This window comes from Bradyrhizobium hereditatis, assembly GCF_020329435.1.
Classification (GTDB): domain Bacteria; phylum Pseudomonadota; class Alphaproteobacteria; order Rhizobiales; family Xanthobacteraceae; genus Bradyrhizobium; species Bradyrhizobium hereditatis.
In genome coordinates this window covers 135,619-157,303 of the sequence record NZ_JAGKJK010000009.1, presented here as the reverse complement: position 1 = coordinate 157,303, position 21,685 = coordinate 135,619, and the positions used below count along the sequence as shown (strand labels likewise).

At 62.8% G+C, this 21,685-nt stretch carries 17 protein-coding genes; 5 read left to right on the top strand and 12 right to left on the bottom strand.

Going from position 1 to position 21,685, the window contains the following annotated elements; genetic code table 11:
* Positions 1 to 54: 54 nt before the first annotated feature.
* From J6524_RS21910 to J6524_RS21890, 5 genes are all read right to left on the bottom strand, one after another.
* On the bottom strand, positions 55 to 1,308 hold the full coding sequence (locus J6524_RS21910; RefSeq protein ID WP_225674278.1) for a flavin-dependent oxidoreductase: 1,254 nt from the start codon (positions 1,306 to 1,308) through the stop codon (positions 55 to 57).
* 199 nt (positions 1,309 to 1,507) lie between these two features.
* Positions 1,508 to 3,856, bottom strand: a complete 2,349-nt coding sequence (locus tag J6524_RS21905; RefSeq protein ID WP_225674277.1) for a bifunctional salicylyl-CoA 5-hydroxylase/oxidoreductase — start codon at positions 3,854 to 3,856, stop codon at positions 1,508 to 1,510.
* 322 nt (positions 3,857 to 4,178) lie between these two features.
* Positions 4,179 to 5,015, bottom strand: coding sequence for an enoyl-CoA hydratase family protein (locus J6524_RS21900; protein ID WP_225674275.1), 837 nt, complete (start codon positions 5,013 to 5,015; stop codon positions 4,179 to 4,181).
* Positions 5,016 to 5,051: 36 nt separating this feature from the next.
* Positions 5,052 to 5,813 (bottom strand): SDR family NAD(P)-dependent oxidoreductase, encoded by a 762-nt coding sequence (locus tag J6524_RS21895; RefSeq protein ID WP_225674273.1) that lies wholly within the window; start codon positions 5,811 to 5,813, stop codon positions 5,052 to 5,054.
* A 546-nt stretch (positions 5,814 to 6,359) separates the two neighbouring features.
* A complete protein-coding gene (locus tag J6524_RS21890) occupies positions 6,360 to 7,544 on the bottom strand; it encodes a CaiB/BaiF CoA transferase family protein (RefSeq protein ID WP_225674271.1) in 1,185 nt (394 codons plus the stop codon).
* A 109-nt stretch (positions 7,545 to 7,653) separates the two neighbouring features.
* Here J6524_RS21890 and J6524_RS21885 point away from each other — a divergent pair, with 109 nt between their 5' ends.
* A complete protein-coding gene (locus J6524_RS21885) occupies positions 7,654 to 8,583 on the top strand; it encodes a dihydrodipicolinate synthase family protein (RefSeq protein ID WP_225674269.1) in 930 nt (309 codons plus the stop codon).
* A gap of 16 nt (positions 8,584 to 8,599) precedes the next feature.
* Here J6524_RS21885 and J6524_RS21880 read toward each other — a convergent pair whose 3' ends face one another.
* Positions 8,600 to 10,195, bottom strand: coding sequence for an alpha-amylase family glycosyl hydrolase (locus J6524_RS21880; RefSeq protein WP_225674268.1), 1,596 nt, complete (start codon positions 10,193 to 10,195; stop codon positions 8,600 to 8,602).
* A gap of 79 nt (positions 10,196 to 10,274) precedes the next feature.
* Positions 10,275 to 11,873, bottom strand: coding sequence for an alpha-amylase family glycosyl hydrolase (locus tag J6524_RS21875; RefSeq protein ID WP_225674266.1), 1,599 nt, complete (start codon positions 11,871 to 11,873; stop codon positions 10,275 to 10,277).
* Positions 11,874 to 12,070: 197 nt separating this feature from the next.
* Here J6524_RS21875 and J6524_RS21870 point away from each other — a divergent pair, with 197 nt between their 5' ends.
* Positions 12,071 to 12,262 carry a hypothetical protein gene (locus J6524_RS21870; protein ID WP_225674265.1) on the top strand — a complete coding sequence of 64 codons (192 nt, stop codon included), beginning with the start codon at positions 12,071 to 12,073 and terminating at the stop codon, positions 12,260 to 12,262.
* Positions 12,263 to 12,276: 14 nt separating this feature from the next.
* Here J6524_RS21870 and J6524_RS21865 read toward each other — a convergent pair whose 3' ends face one another.
* Positions 12,277 to 12,957, bottom strand: a complete 681-nt coding sequence (locus J6524_RS21865) for an endonuclease/exonuclease/phosphatase family protein (protein ID WP_225674263.1) — start codon at positions 12,955 to 12,957, stop codon at positions 12,277 to 12,279.
* The gene (locus J6524_RS21860; RefSeq protein ID WP_225674261.1) at positions 12,954 to 15,134 is read right to left on the bottom strand and encodes a VTT domain-containing protein; all 2,181 of its coding nucleotides are present in this window, start codon (positions 15,132 to 15,134) and stop codon (positions 12,954 to 12,956) included. The genes J6524_RS21865 and J6524_RS21860 overlap by 4 nt, the downstream gene beginning before the upstream one ends.
* Positions 15,135 to 15,566: 432 nt before the next feature.
* On the opposite strand from J6524_RS21860, the gene J6524_RS21855 reads away from it, so the two are divergent.
* Complete coding sequence (locus tag J6524_RS21855; RefSeq protein ID WP_225674259.1) at positions 15,567 to 16,370, top strand: response regulator transcription factor; 804 nt, start codon at positions 15,567 to 15,569, stop codon at positions 16,368 to 16,370.
* Between the two features lie 220 nt (positions 16,371 to 16,590).
* A complete protein-coding gene (locus J6524_RS21850) occupies positions 16,591 to 17,787 on the top strand; it encodes a thiolase family protein (protein WP_225674257.1) in 1,197 nt (398 codons plus the stop codon).
* 67 nt (positions 17,788 to 17,854) lie between these two features.
* Here J6524_RS21850 and J6524_RS21845 read toward each other — a convergent pair whose 3' ends face one another.
* Positions 17,855 to 18,754, bottom strand: coding sequence for an RNA polymerase factor sigma-32 (locus J6524_RS21845; RefSeq protein ID WP_225674255.1), 900 nt, complete (start codon positions 18,752 to 18,754; stop codon positions 17,855 to 17,857).
* A gap of 395 nt (positions 18,755 to 19,149) precedes the next feature.
* Between J6524_RS21845 and J6524_RS21840 the strand changes: the two genes are divergently transcribed.
* Positions 19,150 to 19,443, top strand: coding sequence for a hypothetical protein (locus J6524_RS21840; protein WP_225674253.1), 294 nt, complete (start codon positions 19,150 to 19,152; stop codon positions 19,441 to 19,443).
* Positions 19,444 to 19,458: 15 nt separating this feature from the next.
* Here J6524_RS21840 and J6524_RS21835 read toward each other — a convergent pair whose 3' ends face one another.
* Together J6524_RS21835 and J6524_RS21830 are read right to left on the bottom strand one after the other, a co-directional pair.
* Positions 19,459 to 20,823 carry a sensor histidine kinase gene (locus J6524_RS21835; RefSeq protein ID WP_225674251.1) on the bottom strand — a complete coding sequence of 455 codons (1,365 nt, stop codon included), beginning with the start codon at positions 20,821 to 20,823 and terminating at the stop codon, positions 19,459 to 19,461.
* A gap of 14 nt (positions 20,824 to 20,837) precedes the next feature.
* Positions 20,838 to 21,515 (bottom strand): response regulator transcription factor, encoded by a 678-nt coding sequence (locus J6524_RS21830; protein WP_225674249.1) that lies wholly within the window; start codon positions 21,513 to 21,515, stop codon positions 20,838 to 20,840.
* Positions 21,516 to 21,685: the final 170 nt, after the last annotated feature.

Below are 21,685 nucleotides of genomic sequence, written 5' to 3'. Positions count from 1 at the left end.
TAGCGTCGGCAGTATTCCCCGGGTGTCGCTGCGCTCATCCGGGCTACGAAGCAACTACCCTCGCACCGCGGCCAATCCAAGCTGCGGCGGCGCGAAGCCGGCCTTGGAGGCATAGCCGCGCACGATGGCCTCGCGCTGGGCGTGGCTCAGCACCTTCTCGATATCCGTGAATCCATCCGGCGCCAATTGCTCGACGGCGTCGATCACGCCCTCGGGCCCGCCGCGGCGGTTGGAGCGCACGATCTCCGCCGTCATCGGCAGCCGTTTCTGCTCATAGGCCACCAGCGCCTGGCGAGGATGTTCGGCACGCGCCAGTTCGTCGGCCAGCGCCCGGGCATCGAGGATCGCCTGCGAGGCGCCATTGGAGCCGACCGGATACATCGGATGCGCGGCATCGCCGAGCAGCGTGACCCGGCCCCAGGTCCAGTACGGTAGGGGATCGCGGTCGCAGCAGGGATACTCATAGAATTCCGCCGTCGCCGAGATCAGGCTGCGCACGTCGACATAGGGCACCTTGAAGCGCTCGACATGCGGCATCAGCTCTTCGCGCTTGCCGGGCCGCGACCAGTCCTCGCGGCGCGGCGGCGGCGAATTGCCGTCACCGATCTTCACCATGACGGCCCAGTTGGTCAGCCGGCTCGACGGGCTCGAGCCTTCCGCAATCGGATAGATCACGACCTTTGCATTCAGCCCGCCCGCCACGATCATCGAGCGGCCGGTCAGGAACGCCGGCCAGTCGCGCGCGCCGCGCCACAGCATGTGCCCGTTCCAGCACGGCGGTCCCTCATCCGGGAACAGCATCTCGCGCACGCGCGAATGAATGCCATCGGCGCCGATCAGGACATCGCCGCGCGCGGTTGTCACATGGGCGCCGGTGCGGTCGAAAAAATGCGCGATGACGCCGCCCTCATGCTGGGCGAAGGAGCCGAGACGGCAGCCGGTGTGGATCGCCTCATGACCGAGCCGTTCCTCGACAGCGCGGTGGATCACGGTTTGCAGGCGGCCGCGATGAACGGAGAATTGCGGCACGTCGTGTCCCGCATCGAGGCCGCGCGGCTCGCGCCAGACTTCCTGGCCGTGGCGGCTCAGATAGTACAATTGATCGGTACGAACAGCGGCGGCATCCAGCCGCTCCAGCAGCCCGAGGCCGGTCAATTCCCTGATGGCATGCGGCAGCGTGTTGATGCCGACGCCGAGCTCGCGGATGCTGTCGGCCTGTTCGAACAATTCGCAGTCAATGCCGCGTGCTCGCAACATCAGCGCAGTGGTGAGGCCCCCGATGCCGCCTCCGACGATGATCGCTTTCATGCGCGTAAACTCCGACTCGACCGTCTTCTTTAACCTCGCCCCGCTTGCGGGGAGAGGTCGGATCGCATCGGGAGATGCGATCCGGGTGAGGGGGTACCGCGCTCACGGCGATCTCGCCCGTTGAGAGAGCCCCTCACCCCAACCCCCTCCCCGCGAAGGGCGGGGAGAGGGAGAGGAGGCACCAAGCCTGCCACTCGGGTTATTCGGCTGCAAGCGGCTTTGTCGCCTCGGCTTTCAGCTCGGCGCGGGTTTTCGGCTTACCCTTAATTTTGAGGTCTTCAAAATCCTCCCGGTCGCGCACGCTGTTGCGGAAGATCTGTTCCTTGCCCGGCAGATATTGCGGCGGGCAGGCAATATCGGCGCCGTACCAGGCCGCTGCCCGCATCGTGAAGAACGGGTCGACCAGATGCGGCCGTCCCAGCGCCACGAGGTCGGCGCGGCCGGCGGCCAGAATCGTATTGACCTGATCCGCCGTCGTGATGTTCCCGACGCACATGGTCGCGACGCGGGCCTCATTGCGGACCTGATCGGAGAACGGGGTCTGGAACATCCGGCCATAGACGGGCTGCGCGTCGCGCACGGTCTGGCCGGTGGAGACGTCGACGAGATCGACGCCGGCCTCGGCGAAGGCGCGCGCGATCGCCACCGCGTCATTGCCGGTGATGCCGCCCGCGGCCCAATCCGTGGCGGAGATGCGCACCGACATCGGCTTGTGCGCCGGCCATGCCGCACGCATCGCCTCAAACACTTCGAGCGGATAGCGCAGCCGGTTCTCGAGCGTGCCGCCATATTCGTCGGTGCGCTTATTCGTCAGCGGCGAAATGAAGCTCGCGAGCAGATAGCCATGGGCGCAGTGCAGTTCCAGCATGTCGAAGCCGCAGGTCTCACCGCGCAAGGTAGCCGCCACGAACTCAGCCTTGACGTGGTCCATCGCGGCACGATCCATCTCGCGCGGCACCTGGCTGTCAGGGAAATAGGGTAGCGGCGATGCCGAGATCACGTCCCAGCCGCCCTGCTCCAGCGGCCGATCCATCCCCTCCCACATCAATTTGGTCGCACCCTTGCGGCCGGCATGTCCAAGCTGCAGGCAGATTTTTGCAGCCGAGTTGGTGTGCACGAAATCGACGATGCGCGTCCAGGCCGCCTGCTGCTCGTCGTTCCACAGACCGGTGCAGCCGGGCGTGATGCGAGCATCGCGGCCGACGCAGGTCATCTCGGTGAAGATCAACCCCGCGCCGCCGATCGCACGCGAGCCGTAATGCACCAGATGGAAATCGGTAGGCACACCCTCTTTCGCCGAATACATGCACATCGGCGAGACCACGGCGCGATTCCTGAGTTCCATCTCGCGCAGCCTGAGCGGCTGGAACATCGGCGCGACCGGTTTGTCGACATCGACGTCAAAGCCCTTGGCCCGCACCTGCTTCGCAAACGTCTGGTCGACCTCGCGGACGAACTCCGGCGCACGCAGCATGAGATTGTCGTAGGTGATCGCCTTGGCGCGGGTCATGACGCCGAAGGCGAACTGCACGGGATCGAAATCCCAGAAGCGATCGACATGTTCGAACCAGACCAGGGACACATCAGCAGCATGTTGGGTCTTCTCAACTTCCTCGCGTCGTCCCTGCTCGTAGGTCTGCAACGCGGCCTCGACCGAAGGCGCCTCTGCCATCGCGTCCGCTAGCGCGATCGCGTCTTCCATCGCAAGCTTGGTGCCGGAGCCGATCGAAAAATGCGCGGTCGCCTTGGCGTCGCCCAGCAGCACCATGTTGTCCTTGACCCAGCGCCGGCTGCGGATCATCGGGAAATTGCGCCACATCGAACGGTTGATCAGCAGCGGGTGATCGCCCAGAAACCAGCCGAAAATCTCCGCCATGCGATCGGCAGATTCGCGTTCGCCGAGGCCCTCGAGGCCCGCGCGCTTGAACGTGTCGGCATCGGTCTCAAAAATCCAGGTCGAGCGGCCCACCTCATATTGATAGGCGTGCGCGATGAACGGCCCCCACTCGGTCTCCTGGAAGATGAACGTGAAGGCGTCGAGCGGCCGGGTCGAGCCCATCCATGCGAATTTGTTGGTGCGTAGATCGACCTCTGGCTGAAAATGGTTGATGTATTTTTCGCGGAAGCGGCTGTTGATGCCGTCGGCCAGCACGATGAGATCGGCATCGGCGAAGCGGCTTTCGTCGGTGATATCGGTTTCGAACAACAGCGTGACGCCGAGTTCGCGGGCGCGCTCCTGCAGGATCAACAGCAGCGTGCGGCGCGAGCAGCCGCAGAACCCGTTGCCGCCGACGCGGTGCACGGTGCCGCGGAAATGCACGGCTATGTCATCCCAATAGGCAAACTCTTGCGTGATGCGGCGATAGCTCGGCGGATCGTATTTCTCGAAATTGTCCAGCGTCGCGTCCGAGAATACGACGCCGAAGCCGAAGGTGTCGTCGGCGCGGTTGCGCTCATAGACCGTGATCTCGGCCTGCGGCCGCTGCTTCTTCAAGAGGATCGCGGCATAGAGACCGGCCGGTCCGCCGCCGATTATCGCGATCTTCATCTACCGCCTCCGAGACAGGCTTTGGGGCTAGTCCGAAATTATTTTAAGTCTAAAATAATTTTCCCGCAAGGGCCCTTTCGGTCGTTCGTAGCCCGGATGAGCGAAGCGACATCCGGGTATCCCGCCAGATCGGACAGCGGTCCCGGGTATCGCTGCGCTCACCCGGGCTACAATTCCAGTTTCGTGCCCCGGATGCTGCGCAGCGCGTAGCGGTGCGCTGCTAGGCCGGGACCTGACGCGGTGGGTCCCGGCTCTGCGGAGCAGCGTACCGGACGATGCTTCGCATCGCCGGGATACGCTGCACCGCGTCCGGGACATGAGTCTAATTCCCCTGGAACACCGGGGTCCGCTTGTTCGAGAACGCCTCGAACGCTCTCGCAAAATCCTCCGTGGTCATGCAGAGCGCTTGGGCTACCGCTTCCGCCTCGATCGCCTCCTCCACCGACATCGCCCATTCCATCGCCAGCATACGCTTGGTCATGGTGTTGGCGAAGGTCGGGCCTTCCGCAATCTGCTTGGCCAGCAATTGCGCCTGCGCCAGCACCTGTTCCGGCGTGACGATGCGGCTGAAGAAGCCCCACTTCTCGCCCTCCTCCGCGGTCATGAAGCGGCCGGTGTAGAGCAGCTCCGAAGCCCGCGATTGGCCGATGATGCGCGGCAGGATCGCGCAGGCGCCCATGTCGCAGCCGGCGAGGCCAACCTTGTTGAACAGGAACGCGACCTTGGCGCCGGTCGCCGCGAAACGTATGTCGGAGGCCATCGCGATGATCGCGCCGGCGCCGGCGCAAATGCCCTCGACGGCGGCAACGATTGGCTGCGGGCACGCCCGCATCGCCTTCACGAGATCGCCGGTCATTCGGGTGAAGGCGGTCAGCCCCTTGGTGTCCATCTGGATCAGCGGGCCGATGATTTCGAAGACGTCCCCGCCGGATGAGAAGTTGCCGCCTGCTCCCGTGACGACGACGGTTTTGACCTCGTCGTCCATCGCACAGGCGCGGAAGAAATCGGTGAGCTCGCGGTAGCTTTCGAAGGTCAGGGGATTCTTCCGCTCAGGACGATTGAGCGTCACCGTGGCGACGCGGTCGACGACGGCCAGCAGAAAATGTTTCGGCGAGTAATCGGCCAGCGGCAACGTGACGGGATTTGCTGATATGCTCATGGGATCTCCCTGAATTGGATTGTTCTCGTTGTCCGATTAGATCTCGCCGCCGGCGACCGCGATGGCCTGCCCCGTGATCGCGCCGGCGCCATCGCCGCACAGCCAGAGCACGGCATCAGCCACTTCCGACGGCGCAACGAGCCGCCCTTGCGGATTATGCTTTGCCAGTTCCGCGATCGCGTGTTCGCGGCTGCGTCCCGTTTTCTTGATGATGTTCTCGATCGAACCTTCGAGGAGATCGGTTTCCGTGAAGCCGGGGCAGACGGCGTTGACGGTGATACCACTCTTGGCCGTCTCCAGCGCCAGCGACCGGACAAGGCCGATCACCGCATGCTTGGCAGCGCTGTAGGCCGAGACATAGGCATAGCCCTTCAGCCCGGCAGTGGAGGCGACGGCGACAATGCGGCCGCGGCGACGCTCCAGCATCCCAGGCAGCACGGCCTGCGCTGCATGGACTGCGCCCATGAAATTGACGTCCATCATCCGCTGGAACAGCGCCGCGTCGGATCGGCCGAACGGCGCGGATTCTGCGGCGCCTGCATTGGCAATCAGAATGTCGATCGGCTGCCGCGCGGCGGCTTCCGCGATGGCCGATTTGACCGACGCCGGATCGGCGACATCGGCGGTGGCCGCAAACTGCGCCGCGCCCGCCGCAACGGCTTCATCAAGCGTGACGCGGTTGCGGCCAAGCACGGTAACCGTCGCGCCGGCGTCCGACAGCGCCGCGGCAATCGCCCGGCCGATACCCCGCCCGCCGCCGGTGACGAGCGCATGGGAGGAACGCGATATCAGGGCCATCGGTTGAGCCTCCTGGGTGATGCTTCAGGCATATATTTTAAACTTCAAGCTTTTGCAAGGAAGCGGACGACGGCCGGGCGCGCTGGCCTCATGGTTCGCCCGGCGATGCGCAGCTTCGTCCGGCGGCGCGCGGCGTCGCCGCGCTCCTCACCATGAGCTCTCGGAATTTCGTGCGGCTTATGGGTTCAATCACCGGCAGTTGCCCAGAGTACGGTGCGTTCCCTCTCCCTTGCGGGAGAGGGTTAGGGAGAGGGGTGGCCGCAAAGACGGTGCCCGTGGCTTACCCCTCTCCCCAACCCTCCCCCGCAAGGGGGGAGGGAGCGCAGTGTGCGCGGGGTGATGGAGTGCCTTGAACTTCAAAAGGTCCCTCCACCGTCATTGCGAGCGAAGCGAAGCAATCCATGCGGCGGCACAACGGTTAGATGGATTGCTTCGCTCGCAAGGACAGTTACTTAAGGCGACAGCGTGCCCACCATCGAGCAGCGTGCTCGGTGATGGAAGGTAGGCACGTCGCTACGCTCCTCTGCCTACTCTATGCGCTACGCGCTAGATAATCCCATCCCTTCGCAGCGCCGCAATCGCATCCGCATCGTAGCCGATATCGGCGAGCACGCGGTCGGTATGCTCGCCGAGCGTCGGCGGGCGCGTGGCGATTTCGCCTGGCGTTTCGGAGAGCCGCACCGCGGCACGCGCGGTAGGCGCAGGCTTTGGCAATCCCGGGTAATCGACCTCCTGCATGAAGCCGGCGGCGCGGATATGCGGATGCTCCAGCGCCTGCTGCGGACTGAGCACCGGGCCGGCCGGGATCATCGCCTTGCCCAGCGTGTCAACGGCTTCCTGCGTGGTGCGTTCGGCGCACCAGCGCGCCATTCGCTCAGAGATGATAGGTCCATTGTCGCCGCGCTTGATATCGTCGGCGAAACGCGGGTCGCGCAGCCAGTGATCCTCACCCATCAGCTTGGCCCAGCGAATGAACAATGGATGGCCGGTCACCTGACACAGCACCCAGCCATCTTTGGTGCGGTAGATGTCGGCCGGCGCCGCGGTCTGGCCGAGATTACCTGTCGGCACGCGGTTGGCTGATATCACCGCCTGCTCGATCAGCATCGCATTGGTGAAGGAGAGCGCGGTCGCGAGCAGCGCGCCTTCGACGATCTGGCCGCGCCCGGACTTGCCGCGCTCGATCAAAGCGGCGAGCGTGCCGAAGGCGCAATGCAGCGCGGTACCAAAATCGACCCAGTTCACGGCGGCGCGATACGGCGGATCGCCCTTGCCTGTCATGTACACCGCACCCGACATCACCTGCCCGACGCCGTCGAAGCCGACGCGGTCGGACCATGGCCCGGGATTGCCGAAGGCCGTCGCCGTCGTCAGGATGATGTCCGGCTTGATCGCCTTCAGCGATTCATAGTCGAGCTTCATTGCGCGCAGCGTCTGCGGCGGCAGGTTGGCGACGACGACGTCTGCGGTCGCGACCAGCCGGCGCATCACCTCCTGGCCTTGCGGTTTCATCGGATCGAGCGTGATGCACTTCTTGTTGCGGTTGATTTGCAGGAACAGCGCGCCCTCGCCGCCTTCGCCGACCGGCGCGACAAAGCGATCCTCGCTGCCGTCGCGCTTTTCCACGCGAATGACTTCCGCACCGAACTCCGCCAGCAATGTCGCGCAGTAGGGACCCGCGATATAGCGCCCGAAATCGAGGACGCGAACGCCCTCCAGAACTCCCCCCATCGATCTTTCCCTTTGTCTTACTGCTCAGTTGTGCCGAGCCTTCTACCATGTTGATGAATGAATTGGACAACCATACAATCACTGATCCCCTTCGAACGGAACATCCCAGATGACCACGACTGCAAGACGGCCCTATCGCGGTGTCTTCCCCGTCGCTCCGACCATTTTCGACGATCGCGGCGAGCTCGATCTCGAAGGGCAGCGCCGCTGCATCGATTTCATGATCGACGCGGGGTCGAACGGCCTCTGCATTCTGGCCAATTTTTCCGAACAGTTCGTCCTCACAGATGCCGAACGGGAAAAGGTGATGCATGCGGTGCTGGAGCATGTAGCCGGCCGCGTGCCGGTGATCGTGACGACGACGCATTTCGCCTCGCGCATTTGTGCCGAGCGCAGCCGCCAGGCCCAGGACGCGGGCGCTGCGATGGTGATGATCATGCCGCCCTATCACGGCGCCACTTTCCGCGTATCGGAAAAGGCCATTTTCGAATTCTACCGCACCGTCTCTGATTCCATCGATATCCCGATCATGATTCAGGATGCGCCGGTTGCCGGCACGCCGCTCTCGATCGATCTGCTCTCGCGCATGGCGCGGGAAATTCCGAACATCCGGTACTTCAAGATCGAAGTGCCGATGGCGGCGGCGAAGCTGCGCGACCTGATTGCGGCCGGCGGCGACAGTATTGAAGGCCCTTGGGACGGCGAGGAAGCCATCACGCTGATGGCCGACCTCGACGCCGGCGCGACCGGCGCCATGACGGGCGGCGGCTATCCAGATGGTATCAGGCAGATCATCGATCCCTATTTCGCGGGACGTCGGGACGAAGCGATGGCCGCCTATGCGCGCTGGCTGCCGCTGATCAATTACGAGAACCGCCAGTGCGGCTTGCAGGCGGCCAAGATCCTGATGAAGGAAGGCGGCGTGATCGAATCGGAAGCGGTGCGCCACCCACTTCAGAAGGTGCATCCCGCGGCGCGCGCCGGTCTCATTGAAATCGCGCGCCAGCTTGATCCCGTTGTGCTGCGCTGGGGCCGCTAATCGAGAGAAAAGAGCCTCAACGGTTCAGCTTGATCACCACGCCCTCGTTCGGCCGCAGATGCATCGGCCCTTCGATCTTGTCTTGCTCGCGGTCGAGGTAGCTCGACATCAAGCTGACGCCGCTGCCCTGCCATTCCCAGAGCCGCGGCTCGCGGCAGAGATTGAGACCGACCAGGATTTCGGTCCGGTCGAGCGCACGTGCGAACCAGAAGATGTCGTTGTGCGCCCGCCTTGGCCGATACTCGCCACACACGAGGCACGGCTCGCGGCGCCGCAAGGCAATCAGCTCGCGGTAGAGATGCAGCAGCGAACGTGTGTCGCGCCGTTGCGCCTCGATGTTGCGCGAACGCTCTTCGCTCAGCGGCAGCCAGGGCTCGCCCGTGGTGAACCCGCCCCGTTCACTATCATCCCAGCGGAGCGGTGCGCGCTCGGGATCGCGGTTGAGACCAAACCCCTTCACCAGCTTTTCGAAGGGGTCCCGGATTCGCGTCGGCGGAACCTTCACCTGCTCCGATCCGATCTCATCGCCGGCAAACAGGAATGGCGTGCCTCGAAGCGTCATCAACAGCATGGCCATAATTCTTGACTGAGCCTGGCCGAGCTTGCTCGCCACCCGGCGCTTGTCATGGCCGCCGATCACGAAATCGGGCCAGCCGCCGTCCGGAATCGCATTGAAATAGGCATCGATCGTCGCCTGCAGCGCGATCGCATTCCATTCCGTATCGAGAAGGGCGAAATTGAGCGGCAGATGCAGGCGCGGCTTGTCATTGCCGTAGAAATGCCCGATGCGGTCGGTCTTGCCCTGCACCTCGCCGCAGAGCAGCCTGTCACCATATTCGTCGAGAACGCCCCTGATAAATTCGATGCAATCCATCGCTTCCGGACGGTCGTCGGTGAAGACCGGCATGTATTTCTGCGGCGGCGGCGTGGCATCATCAGCTTCGGAATCGGCGGGATTGTCCCGCAACAGCTCGTCCTTGATCAGCACAGCGCTGGCATCGATGCGAAAGCCATCGACGCCGCGGTCGAGCCAGAACCGCATGGTGTCGGCCATAGCTTGACGGACCTTTTCGTTGCGCCAGTTCAGATCGGGCTGGCTGGTCAGAAACGAGTGGTAGTAGAACTGCCGGCGCGCTTCGCACCATTCCCAGGCGCTGCCGCCGAACCGACTGAGCCAGTTGTTCGGTGGTCCGCCGTTTGAGCCGGCTTCCGCCCATACGTACCAATCGGCCTTCGGATTATGCCGCGACGCGCGGCTCTCCTGAAACCAGTCGTGCTGGTCGGAGGTGTGGTTGGGCACGAAATCGAGAATGAGCTTGATACCGGCCTCGTGCAGGGAGTCCCTGACCCCATCAAAATCCGCCATCGCGCCGTAGCGCGGATCGATGGCGCAAAAATCCGAAATGTCGTAGCCAAAATCCTGATCGGGACTCTTGTAGATTGGCGTCAGCCACACGGCGCCGACACCGAGCCATTTGAGATATTCGATCCGCTGCAACAGGCCCGGAAGGTCACCATAGCCGTCGCCGTTGCTGTCCTGAAACGAGATGGCGGCGATTTCATAGATCACGGCATTGCGCCACCAGGCCCTCGACGTTTCCTTTGCACTCACGCGCCCAGCCAAGCTCCCTTGGATCAAGCGGCGACCCGTGTCGCCGCACGTGGGCAACGTACGCTGGATGCGGTAGTTCCTATCGGCTTGCCAGATCGATCACGAGTCCCTCGTCACCGACAAGCGTGACTGTGCCCGGAACCCGCTCGCCGTCCCGCTCTGCCCTCGTCGACACCAGGATCCTCGCATGCGCGCCCTCTTCCAACTTCAGAAGCTGCTGGCGGTCGGTCAGATTGAGCACGATGAGCAGCCTGCTGTCATTGAACTCCCGGTAATAAGCCAGCAAATCCTCGTCGACCGCATAAGGCCGATACGAGCCGACCGACAGCGCAGGCGTTTCCTTGCGAAGGCGCAGCAGGCGGCAATAGCGATTCAGGATTGAAAGGGCGTCCTGGCGCAGGTTCGCGACGTTGTTCGATCGCCAATTGTCCGCGAGCGGCAGCCACGGCTCGGCCTTGCTGAAGCCGGCATTCTCACTCGCGTCCCATTGCATCGGCGTTCTGCAGCCGTCGCGGCCGACACCGATTCCAGGGACATTGCGCTCGAAGGGATCGCGCACGCGGTCGCTGGGTATATCGACCTGGGGCATGCCGAGTTCATCGCCATAATAAATGGTCGGCGTGCCCCGCAGCGTCAGCAGCAGCATGGCTGCGACCGCAGCCTGTCGCCGGCCAACCCTGCCGGTGATGCGCGGCCGGTCATGATTGCCGAGTACCCAGTTTGGCCAGCCGCCCTGTGGCAATGCTCCTTCATACTCCGCGACCAGAGACTGGATGCATCTTGCGTCCCAGCGAACGTTGAGCAGCGCAAAGTTGAACGGCAGATGCACACCCCCGAGATCCCTGCCGTAATAGGCGACGAGGCGCTCCACCGGCAGGTAGATCTCTCCGATCAGCAGACGGTCCGGAAATTCGTCGATCGTCCGACGCAACGTCGCGATGACGTCGTGCACCTCCGGCAGGTCAGTGGTGTAGAGCGGGATCAGCGCTTCGTTCGGCGGCCTGCTCTCGTGATGGTCTGGATTGATCGGATTGTCGCGATACTGTTCGTCCTTGATCAGATGCCAGATCACGTCGACACGAAAGCCGTCGACGCCCTTGCGCATCCAGAAGCGAAGCACCTCCCGCATCGCTTCCACAACTTTCGGATTTCGCCAGTTCAGGTCGGGCTGGGAATTCAGGAAGGCATGATAGTAATACTGGCCGGTGGCGGGATCGAACTCCCATGCACTGCCGCCGAATTCGGACAGCCAGTTGTTGGGTGGGCCACCATCAGGGGCCGGATCACGCCAGATGTACCAATCGCGCTTCGGGTTGTCTCGAGATGCGCGGCTTTCGGCAAACCATGCATGCTGGTCGGAAGAATGGTTCGGGACAAAGTCGAGGATCAGCTTGAGACCGCGCGCATGCGCCTCGGCAATCAGTCGCTCGAAATCCGGCATGGTGCCGAAGATCGGATCGATATCGGTGTAGTCGGAGATGTCGTAGCCGAAATCCTTCATCGGTGAACGGAAGATTGGTGAAATCCAGATCGCGTCGACGCCGAGATCAACGAGATAAGGCAGCCTTTGGGTGATGCCGTTGAGGTCGCCGATCCCATCATCATTGCTGTCCTGAAAGGACCTTGGATAAATCTGATAGATGACGGCGGATTCCCACCACGGCTTCGATCCATTCATGCTGTCAATCATTCCGATGCGAGGATCACAAAGCCGGATAGCGGTGGACCATTTGCAAGGACGGCGAAATCTCATGACCTCCGGCCGCCGGCGCTTTCGCGACACCAATTCGTCGGGCAAGCTGCGGTTCCGAGTTGTGACCGATGCAAGTGCGGGAACATTCGTGCGGTTCGAACGTAAAGCCGACGGAGGATCACATGACGGACGAAAAGAGATTTGCACCCCTGTTGGGCGAGGCAGCCATCGCCATCTGGGGCGACATGCCCCGCGACATACAGGAAGCGCTGTTCGAAACCGCGATGAAAAATCGCTCGGAATTGCGCCACGATCTTGCCGTGCTCCTGCACGAGCGCCACCCCAGAACGCTGCATCCGGCCAAGCCCCAGTGACTCAGAGCCTCCATTTAAGGAAACGCTACATCCGCGATGACGGGGAGATGGTCCGAATAGGAACAGGCCTTGCGATCGGTCCATGCCGCACGGATGGTCAGATCGCGTGAAGCATAAATGCGATCGAGCCGCATCATCGGCAAGCGCGATGGAAATGTCCGCAGCCGCGTGCGCACCGGACAAATCCGCGCCAGCACGCCGCGCACCGATTTCACCCAGAACCAATCGTTGAAATCGCCGAGAACAAGCGTTCTTGTCGGCTGCACCAACTCAGCCAAGGCGCGCGCCTGGGCGTGCCGCTCGTGGATGCTCAGGCCGAGGTGGGTGGCAATGACCGTTAGTTCCCCGTAGTCCGACTGAATGCGCGCGGAAATCGCCCGGCGCGGCTCGCGTTCCTGATAGGAGACGTCGGAGATTGTCGGCGGTTCGGCAAAAGGCCAGCGGCTGAGCAGCACCTGGCCGTAGTCGCCGTCCTCAGTGACGATCGACCTCGCATCGACGCTGTGGCCGCTGACGGCCTTTGCCAGTTTGGCAAAGGGATCGTCGGTTCTTCCCCGCGAATCGACCTCCTGCAGGGCGACGATGTCCGGAGACCAGTGACCAATGACAGAGCACACGCCGTCGACGTCGAATTTCGGATTGAGGTGGAAGATGCCGTGCACGTTCCACGTCATGACACGCAGCGTACCGGTCACGTCCGTCGTCCCGCCCACCAGGTCACCAGGAATTGCACGCCGAGGCACAGCGCGATCCACGCGATAATTGCAAGCCCGAGCAATACCGCATTCAGCAAGGAGGCATTTCTCGCGAGATCCGCGATCTGCGCGCCGAGCGCGGCCATTACCGCGATTCCCGGCGCCATGCCGAGCACTGTGCCGAGCAGAAAATCACGCAAGCTCAGTTTGCTCGCGCCCGCCACCACGTTCACAATCGAGAACGGGGCGATCGGGACCATCCGGATCATGGCGACGGCAATGACGCCCTTGCCGATGATGCGGCTCTGAACCCGGGCGGCCCGCCGCCCGAGCAGCCGCTGCAAGCGCGCCTGGCCCAGCACACGGCCGATCGAAAACAGCGTGAGCGCGCTGAGCAGCACGCCGGTGCTCGCGCTGACAAAACCCATCCACGGTCCCAGCGCAGCCGATGTCGCGGCGATCAGGACCAGCACCGGAAACACCACGAGCCCGCCAAGTACGAAAGCGGCAATCGCAAACAGCGGCGCAAACTGCGAGCGCGCAGGCTGTGAAATGATCGAGGAGACGAAGCCGACGTCGGTGAAGTCGCGCAGGCCTGTGTACTGCCACGCCAGCGCGAGGCCGGCGAGCGCCGCGGCGAGGCCGGACACGGCCAAAATCGTTCTTGGCGTCCACATGCGCGTGGCGGCACGGTCGAGGTGAAGCGGCTCGCTGGGATCGGCGATCGGTTGCACCATGATCGCCATACTGCCGGCTGTCGCGGCCGGATCGATCGGCTGCAACGATTTCGCACGCTCGCCCTGCGCCAGGCGATCGAGATATCCAAACAGATCGGCTTCGTTGCTCGCGACCTCGCGTTCATCGACACCGCAGAAGTGGCCGATCAACTGGCGACGAAGCCGGGCGATGTATTTGCGGTGGGCCTCGGACGTCGCCTCGAAGGCAAGATCGCATTCGGTGTCGGCGCCCATCGAGCGATTGTTGAGGTTGGCCGAACCCACGCGCAGAATGCGATCGTCGACGATCATCACCTTGCTGTGCACCATGACGACGGCATCCGTCTGCGCATCCCGCGTCGAGGGATAGACGAAGCGGACCCGGTCCATGACGTCAGCGGCCACGAACTGGCCGATGAATCCGCCGCGGCCGCTTTGCATCGCCTGCGATTCAAACCAGGACGAATGCAATTTTGGCGTAACAATCAGCACCCGAAGCTGCGGGACATCCAGCATCCGCTTTACCAGGAGGCGCGCGATGTCGGTGGAACTGGTGAACTGGTTTTCGATATAGATCAAACGGTCGGCCGCATTGATCGAAGCCTCGAACAACCGCGCGACCTCATTCACGCCTGGAGCGCTCGCGGATGCAATCTCGGTGCGGGCAATCCCGACCGTCATGCCGCGGGACTGCACCGGCACCGAAGCCGGCCAGCGATCGCTCATGACCGCCACCGAGTTTTCGACCGTGCAGCCGGCAGACCGCCACCTGTTCTCCGCCACTTCCGTTAGGCTCGCCGCAGCTGCACCGTCCACCATGCACTGTACGTCATGGAATGGCGGATAGGGCTTGCCGTCGGGATCGGTCCGCTGCGGATGATGCACTTCGTGCGCGCTGGTATCCCAGCGCCGGATCGTAAGGTCGAGGCCTCCGACAAAGGCGAGCGAGCCGTCGATGACGACGATCTTCTGATGTTGCGCGGACCCGAGCGGTAGGCTGGAATCGAAACAGAAACGCAGCCGGTTCGATGCCCCCGCGGTGAACTTGGCGACTGAATTCCACTCCCGCTCCGCCGCATAGAGGGGCGGGAAATTCCAGATCAGGATGTTGATCCGCAGTTCGGGCTTTGCCCTGAGCAGCGCCTTGAGAAATGCGCCGAGCTCTTCCGGGTAACCATCATCGGCATGCCCGGAAGGTCCGACAAACCGCGTCAGGCTGTGGATGTCCCAGCCGATAATGTAGACCTGCCGCGTCGCGAGCAGCAGTGCCTCCCGCAGGGCGGCAAAATAAGCGGCTGCATCGTTGAGAATTGCCAGCCGCCCTGCCTTGCACCTTCTCCAGACGGTTTTACCCGGAATGAGGATGGATGAGCTTCGCAGCAGGCGACACCTCAGAAAATATGGAAGCGGATGCGGGATCGGAAGACGGCGTTCACCCGCCGGCAAATTAACGTTTTGCAAGCCGGAGGGTTCCAGACGGACGGAACTTGCCGCCCTTGAAGCGCGATGACGCACGATCGTTCGTCGTCGCCGGCCTGTTCAAGCCGGATCGCGTGGCTTCACGCGGTACCGCGGGTGTACGTATGGAAGGACAAAACAACCGCGGTTGCATAACGCGGCTCTTCCAATCGAAGGGTGCGAAACGTGCCTGAAAGACCAAGTTTCGACGACATCTCGCCACACGAGAGCCTTCTTGGCATCTCCTACTTACGAGCGTAAACTTCCGTTAAATATAATGCCGAGTGAACTAATTCATAGCGACCAAGTGCAGTTCTAAAAGAATCTATCGATAGCATCGCCATAGTCCGGGGGCGCGTTATGTCAGTCCCACGAAATAAGACAGTTTTTATTGTAGACTCGATGGCGTTTCGCCGAGCTCGAACAGAGAGCTTTTTGAGTTCCTGGGCCAGCAACGAACAAGTCGAGCTGATTTCGCTTGATCCCGATGAGGCGCATACCAGACTCGTCGAGCGCTGCGAATGCGACATGCTGATCTACAGCGTCGGCGCGGCTTCTCACCTCAAGCTGATCACCGAGATACAGGCGCTGCATACGCTCGGCCGCGAGGCCGCGTTGGCAATCATCTCCGACGACGAAAATCCCGCGACAGTTATCGCAGCCATCCGTTCGGGAGCGCAGGGATACTTGAGCAATTCGATGCCTCCCGATCTTGCGTTAGAGGCGCTTTCATTCGTTCTGCACGGCGGCACCTATTTTCCGCCAACTGCCATCATGGCCCATCGGACGTTCGCAGGCATGTCGCCGATGGAATCCACCCTCCCTGATTTCATCCAGGATCAGACACTGCCGGACCTCAAGCCGCAAAATCAGCCGTCATTGACCGCCCCGGAAGCGGCGCTTTACGACCAGCAGGGCACCCTTTTCGACGGAAAGACCACAGCTATCCACGGCGGCGATAATTCCGACAATCTCCGGCCTGCTCCGGAATTTACCGAGCGGCAGCACGCCGTTCTCGTCTGCCTCTCTCAGGGCGATCCGAACAAGGTCATCGGTCGCAAGCTCGGAATGACCGAGACGACCGTGAAAGTCCATGTCCGGGAAATCATGCGCAAGCTGGGCGTATCCAACCGCACGCAAGTCGCGATCGCTGCCGGCCGCAATGGTATCGGCGCCGTTGGCGTCGGGCTTGTTCCCTCGGATGCACCGCCCATGAGCAAGTCGCCTATCCTTCAGTAGGATTTTGGCCGCGCGCCGTTGGGTCATCAGGCTTACACATCGCTGGTCTGACGAAAAGTCCCTGCCCTTGAGGGTCAGGCATCTTCGCTCCGGTAATATCGTCCGCCCTTCATTGGCTGATCCGGTCCGCAGCCCCTGCAGTGGTAGATAGCGGCGGCGCGTTGCAATGCCGTGATATATGATTATCATCATACAATAATCCGTCGAACAGGAGCCTCTGATGCCCCAAAGCCCCGATCCCGTCGTCATTCTTTCCGCCGCCCGCACGCCGCTTGGCCGGTTCATGGGCGAGCTATCCCCGTTCAGCGCGCATAAGCTCGGCGCGCACGTGATCGGCGCGGCCCTGGAGCGGGCCCGTCTCGATGCCGCGGGCATCGACGAGGTCTTCATGGGCAATGTGCTGCCGGCCGGACAGGGCCAGGCGCCGGCGCGCCAGGCCGCGCGCGGTGCCGGATTGCCCGACGCCACCGGTGCCACGACGATCAACAAGGTGTGCGGCTCCGGCATGAAGGCAACCATGCTGGCCCACGACATCATCAACGCCGGCTCGGCCTCGATCGTGGTATCCGGCGGCATGGAGAGCATGAGCAATGCGCCTTATCTGCTCGCCAAGGCGCGTGGCGGCTACCGCGCCGGCCATGACAGGATCATCGATCACATGATGATGGACGGTCTGGAAGACGCCTACGAAACCGGCCGTTCGATGGGCGATTTCGGCGAGGCCACCGCGGAAGCCTACCAGTTCACCCGCAAGGACCAGGACGCTTACGCCATGGAGACGCTAACCCGCGCCCGCAAGGCGGTCGAAGGCGGCGCATTCAAGGCCGAGATCGCGCCGGTCACGCTGACCGAAAAGACCGGACCACGCGTCATCGCCAATGACGAGCATCCGCTTAAAGTTGATCCTGCCAAGATTCCCGGCTTGAAGCCCGCGTTCCGGGCCAACGGCACCATCACGCCGGCCGCCTCCTCCGCGAATGCGGACGGCGCCGCCGCGCTCGTTCTGGCCAGGCGCTCGCTCGCCGATCGCGACGGGCTACCGGTTCTTGCCGAGATCAAGGGCCACGCCACGCACAGCCAGGAGCCGCAATGGTTCACCACTGCGCCGATCCCCGCGATCCGCAAGCTGCTCGACAAGGTCGGCTGGTCTGTCGCCGACGTCGATCTGTTCGAGATCAACGAGGCTTTTGCGGTCGTGGCGATGGCGGCGCAGAAGGATCTCGGCATTCCCGCCGAGAAACTCAACGTCAATGGCGGCGCCTGCGCGCTCGGCCACCCGATCGGCGCCACCGGCGCACGGTTGATCGTGACGCTGCTGCACGCGCTGGAAGCGCGTAACGCCAAACGCGGCGTCGCCGCCCTCTGCATCGGCGGCGGCGAGGCGACCGCAATCGCCGTCGAGCGCGCCGTTCGCTGATGGAATATCGGAAGAATGCGCGAGCGGCGCCAATGGCGTCGCTCGCCGCTTTCCTTCCGATCATCTCTCAAGCCGCCAGGGCGGTCTGTCTCAACCGCCTCGTCGCGGCACGCCGCACCTTTTCGAAGGCCACGGTTTCGATCTGCCGCACGCGCTCGCCGGAAATCGAGAGCTCACGCCCGAGCTCCTCCAGGCTGGGCGGATCCTCGCGAAGCCGCCTCGCCTCGAACACCCGCCGCTCCCGCGGCGTCAACACGTCAAGGGCCGAATGGAGCGCTCTTGTCTTCTGCGCGCCTTCATCCTGCTCGGCAACGATCGCCTCCGCGTTCGGCGACTGGTCGACCAGCATCGCCTCCCATTCGGTCGGCCCGTCATCATCGACGGGCGCATTCAGGGAAAGATCGCCGGTCAGGCGGCTGCTCATCTCGATCACTTCGCGAACGGGGACGGCAAGCTCGCGCGCGATCGCCTCGGCCACCTCCTGCGTGAGACCGGTCTTGTCGGCTCCGAACTTGTTCATCGCGCGCCGAAAGCCGAAGAACAGTTTTCGCTGCGCAGCCGTGGTCCCGATCTTGACCAGCGAGCGCGAGCGCAGAATGTAGTCGTGAATGGCGGCCTTGATCCACCACAGCGCGTAGGTGGAGAACCTCGCGCCACGGCCGGGCTCGAAATGCGAGGCTGCAATGACGAGGCCGAGATTGGCCTCGCCGATCAGATCGGCAAGCGGAAGATCGTATCGCTGGTAGCGGCGCGCGACCTTTGCGGCGAGGCGAAGATGGCTTGTGACGAGCGCATCGGTCGCGCGGCGATCCCGATGCTCCTGCCAACGCTGCGCAAGCTGCTGCTCCCGCGCCGGTTCAAGCAGACCATATCGCTTGATGAGCGTGGCGTATTCATCGACGAGCGCCCGTGACCGGTCTCCGGTCAACTTCTCTCGCCTTTCTATGGTCGTGCTGTGCGCGTTCATGGGTAGCTCCAATCCTTCAAGTCCGGCAGGCGAACCCTAGGAGAGGACACTGCAGGGCATCTATTAAATTGGGATTCAGGATTCTAAATTCGCCGTTAGCGTGTGTGCATTTCCGGTCTCGAGTTTCAGAATCGCACGATCGGTTCTGAACGGCGGCTTCGAAGCGACCACATCCCTGCTGACGCTTTTTCGACAAGGCTCAAAATTAGTTGAGCTTTGTGAAAGGCAATTTAGTGGGGCGAGATCGCGCTCGTCCTACATCTGCATCATGCATCCGATGCCTGGATGCAGCCTCAAGCGAACAGTTCGCGTTCGACAAAGCGCACCCGCCTGTTGCGGCGCGCGAGCCCTTGCGCGTCCGGCAAACTGTCGCATCGACAACATGGAGAAGGACAATGACCACGATCAAGACGATCGCCGTAGCAGGATTGCTGTCGATGATGGTCGCAGCACCCGCCCTCGCGCAGGAAGCCATCCAGGAGCCCGGCGCGTTTGCATTCTACCATCCGGACCTGGATGTCCTGAATGACGGCGCGCCCACGCCGGCCTACCGGCTGGAAGGACTGCCACCCTCGGTGATACACGCCGACAACGAACGAGACGCCGGCCTGGCCGCCACGACCGGGTGGCGTCATCGAACTGTCCACCACGCACACCGCGCAGTGCAAGACGAGCGCCGGCATGGGTGACGCAGGGTTACAATCCTATGTCCGGCCACTTTGCTCGTCGGGGCAAACGATCTCCACCCGGCCTCCTGGGCCCGGGTGGATGATCAGGCGAAAGCCGTGCAGCTTCACGATCGCCGATACCAGATTGAGCCCAAGGCCGATCCCCGGCGTGTTGCGAATCTTGTCCGAGCGATAGAACCGTCGCAGCACCGCCTCCTGTTCCTGATCGCTGATCCCCGGCCCTGTATCCGTGATCCGTAAAATGGTCTCGCCCTCGCCGCGCAGCAGCGCGAGCTCGACTCTGCCGCTCCTTGGCGTGAACTTGATGGCGTTGTCGACAAGGTTGGCAACCGCCTCCAGCAGCAGGTCACGGTCGCCGCGGACCGAAAGCTTGTCCGATATGTTTACACCGAGCGCGATCTGCTTGTCTTCGGCGATTGGCTCATACATGTCGCAGACCTCGCGCAAACTTTCGCCAAGCGCGACATCGCCGAACGCTGACGACCGTCGGCTGTTTTCGATCTCGGCGAGCCGCAGCAGCGCCGTGACGATCGTCAGCGACTGGTCTATGCCGGCGATGGCATTGTCGACGAGCTCCTGGAGCTGCTCCAGCGTTGTCGCGTTGGTGCGGCCGCGCTCGAGCGTCAGGCGAGCACGCGTCAGCGGCGTACGAAGATCGTGGGCGATATCGTTGCCGACGCCGGCCAGCGCGTTGATCGTGGTCTCCAGCTCATCGAGCATGCCGTTGACGATAGCGGCGAGCCGCGAGAACGGTTCATCGATGTTCCGGTGCGGCAGCCGCTCGCGGAGATCTCCTGCGATGATGCGCTGGACCCGCAGATTGACCTCCTCGACGCGCCTGCGGGCGCGTGCGCTCAGCCAGGCGCCGGCGAGCAACCACAGACAGAAAGCGGGCAACAGGCCGAGTGCGAGCGCGGTTCCGACGACCTTGAAGACCTCAGCGGTTTCGTCGACGTTCCGCCCGATCACCAAGATGTCGCCGTTATCGAGGCGGCGCGCGACAGCTCTGACCGATGTTGCACCGGCATCCCTGTCAGCGAGACGCACGAGCGGCACGCTGCGCGCCGGTGCGCCGATGTCGAGCCCGTTCGGCAGGGCCGCGACATTGCCGGCGAGCCGATTCCTTCCGGCATCGAACACGCCGGAGAACTGGACGCCGCGCGAATCCTGCTCGAGATGATCGTTGAGCGCACCGATCATGCGCTCCCGCGGCAATGCAGCAAAGAAGCCGGCCTGCGTCGTGATCATGCGATCGGTACGCGCGATCAGATAGTGGTCGATACTGAAGTAGACGAACGCAAATAATATTGTCACGAAGATCGCGAACAGGACCGCCAAAACCGTGGTCCAGTGAAACGTCTTCGAGCGGATGAACTGCAAGTCAAGCTTCCTGGTCAGGGCACCGCGCGCAGAATGAATCCCGCGCCGCGGACATTGTGAATCATCGGCGTATCGCCGGGACCATCGACCTTGTGCCGCACACGGCCCATATGCACGTCGACCAGGTTGGTCGCCGGAACGAACTTGTAGTTCCAGACCTCTTCAAGCAGCATCGCGCGCGTCAACAGCTGGTCGCTCCGCCGCATCATATATTCGAGCAGGCGAAACTCGCGCGGCAACAGGTCGATTTTTCGCTCACCGCGCCTTGCCGTGCGCTCGATCAGGTCGAGCTCTAACTGCCCGACCCGCAAGGTTGTTTCCCGCGTCTCCGGCGGGCGGCGCAGCAACGCCTCTATCCGCGCAACGAGTTCAACGATCGCGAACGGCTTGGTGAGATAGTCGTCGCCGCCCATCCGCAATCCGCGCACGCGGTCGTCCACCGCGCCAAGCGCGCTCAGCACAAGAACCGGCGTTCGGACCTGATCTTTCCGCAACGACTCGATCACGGTGAGACCGTCCATTCCCGGCAACAGGCGGTCGACGATCATGGCGTCCGGACGCAGATCACGCGCCTTGGCAAGACCATCCAGCCCGTCGGACGACCATTCCACCTCGAAGCCGCGATCGGCCAGTTCGGCGGTGATTTCCCCCGCCGTTTCGTTGTCATCCTCTATGAGAAGAACCTTTGTCATCTGATCGATCCGATTGCCATCAAGATACCCTCTTGCCGCCCGGTGGCAATGATACGTTGGCCTGCCGACAAAGCCATGGCGACGCCCACACGTCTCACGGTTCAGAGGAGCCGGACAGCGCCGCCATCCCGTTTTGGGATCCGGCAGGCGCCATCCGCCCGGCGGCCATA

Coding starts and splice junctions, on each gene's coding strand:
- J6524_RS21870 (WP_225674265.1), top strand. CDS start 12,071: ATGACGGACGAAAAGAGATTTGCACCCCTGTTGGGCGAGGCAGCCATC.
- J6524_RS21900 (WP_225674275.1), bottom strand. CDS start 5,015: ATGAGCATATCAGCAAATCCCGTCACGTTGCCGCTGGCCGATTACTCG.
- J6524_RS21830 (WP_225674249.1), bottom strand. CDS start 21,515: ATGACAAAGGTTCTTCTCATAGAGGATGACAACGAAACGGCGGGGGAA.
- J6524_RS21905 (WP_225674277.1), bottom strand. CDS start 3,856: ATGAAGATCGCGATAATCGGCGGCGGACCGGCCGGTCTCTATGCCGCG.
- J6524_RS21890 (WP_225674271.1), bottom strand. CDS start 7,544: ATGGGGGGAGTTCTGGAGGGCGTTCGCGTCCTCGATTTCGGGCGCTAT.
- J6524_RS21845 (WP_225674255.1), bottom strand. CDS start 18,754: ATGAACGCGCACAGCACGACCATAGAAAGGCGAGAGAAGTTGACCGGA.
- J6524_RS21910 (WP_225674278.1), bottom strand. CDS start 1,308: ATGAAAGCGATCATCGTCGGAGGCGGCATCGGGGGCCTCACCACTGCG.
- J6524_RS21885 (WP_225674269.1), top strand. CDS start 7,654: ATGACCACGACTGCAAGACGGCCCTATCGCGGTGTCTTCCCCGTCGCT.
- J6524_RS21840 (WP_225674253.1), top strand. CDS start 19,150: ATGACCACGATCAAGACGATCGCCGTAGCAGGATTGCTGTCGATGATG.
- J6524_RS21850 (WP_225674257.1), top strand. CDS start 16,591: ATGCCCCAAAGCCCCGATCCCGTCGTCATTCTTTCCGCCGCCCGCACG.
- J6524_RS21875 (WP_225674266.1), bottom strand. CDS start 11,873: ATGAATGGATCGAAGCCGTGGTGGGAATCCGCCGTCATCTATCAGATT.
- J6524_RS21895 (WP_225674273.1), bottom strand. CDS start 5,813: ATGGCCCTGATATCGCGTTCCTCCCATGCGCTCGTCACCGGCGGCGGG.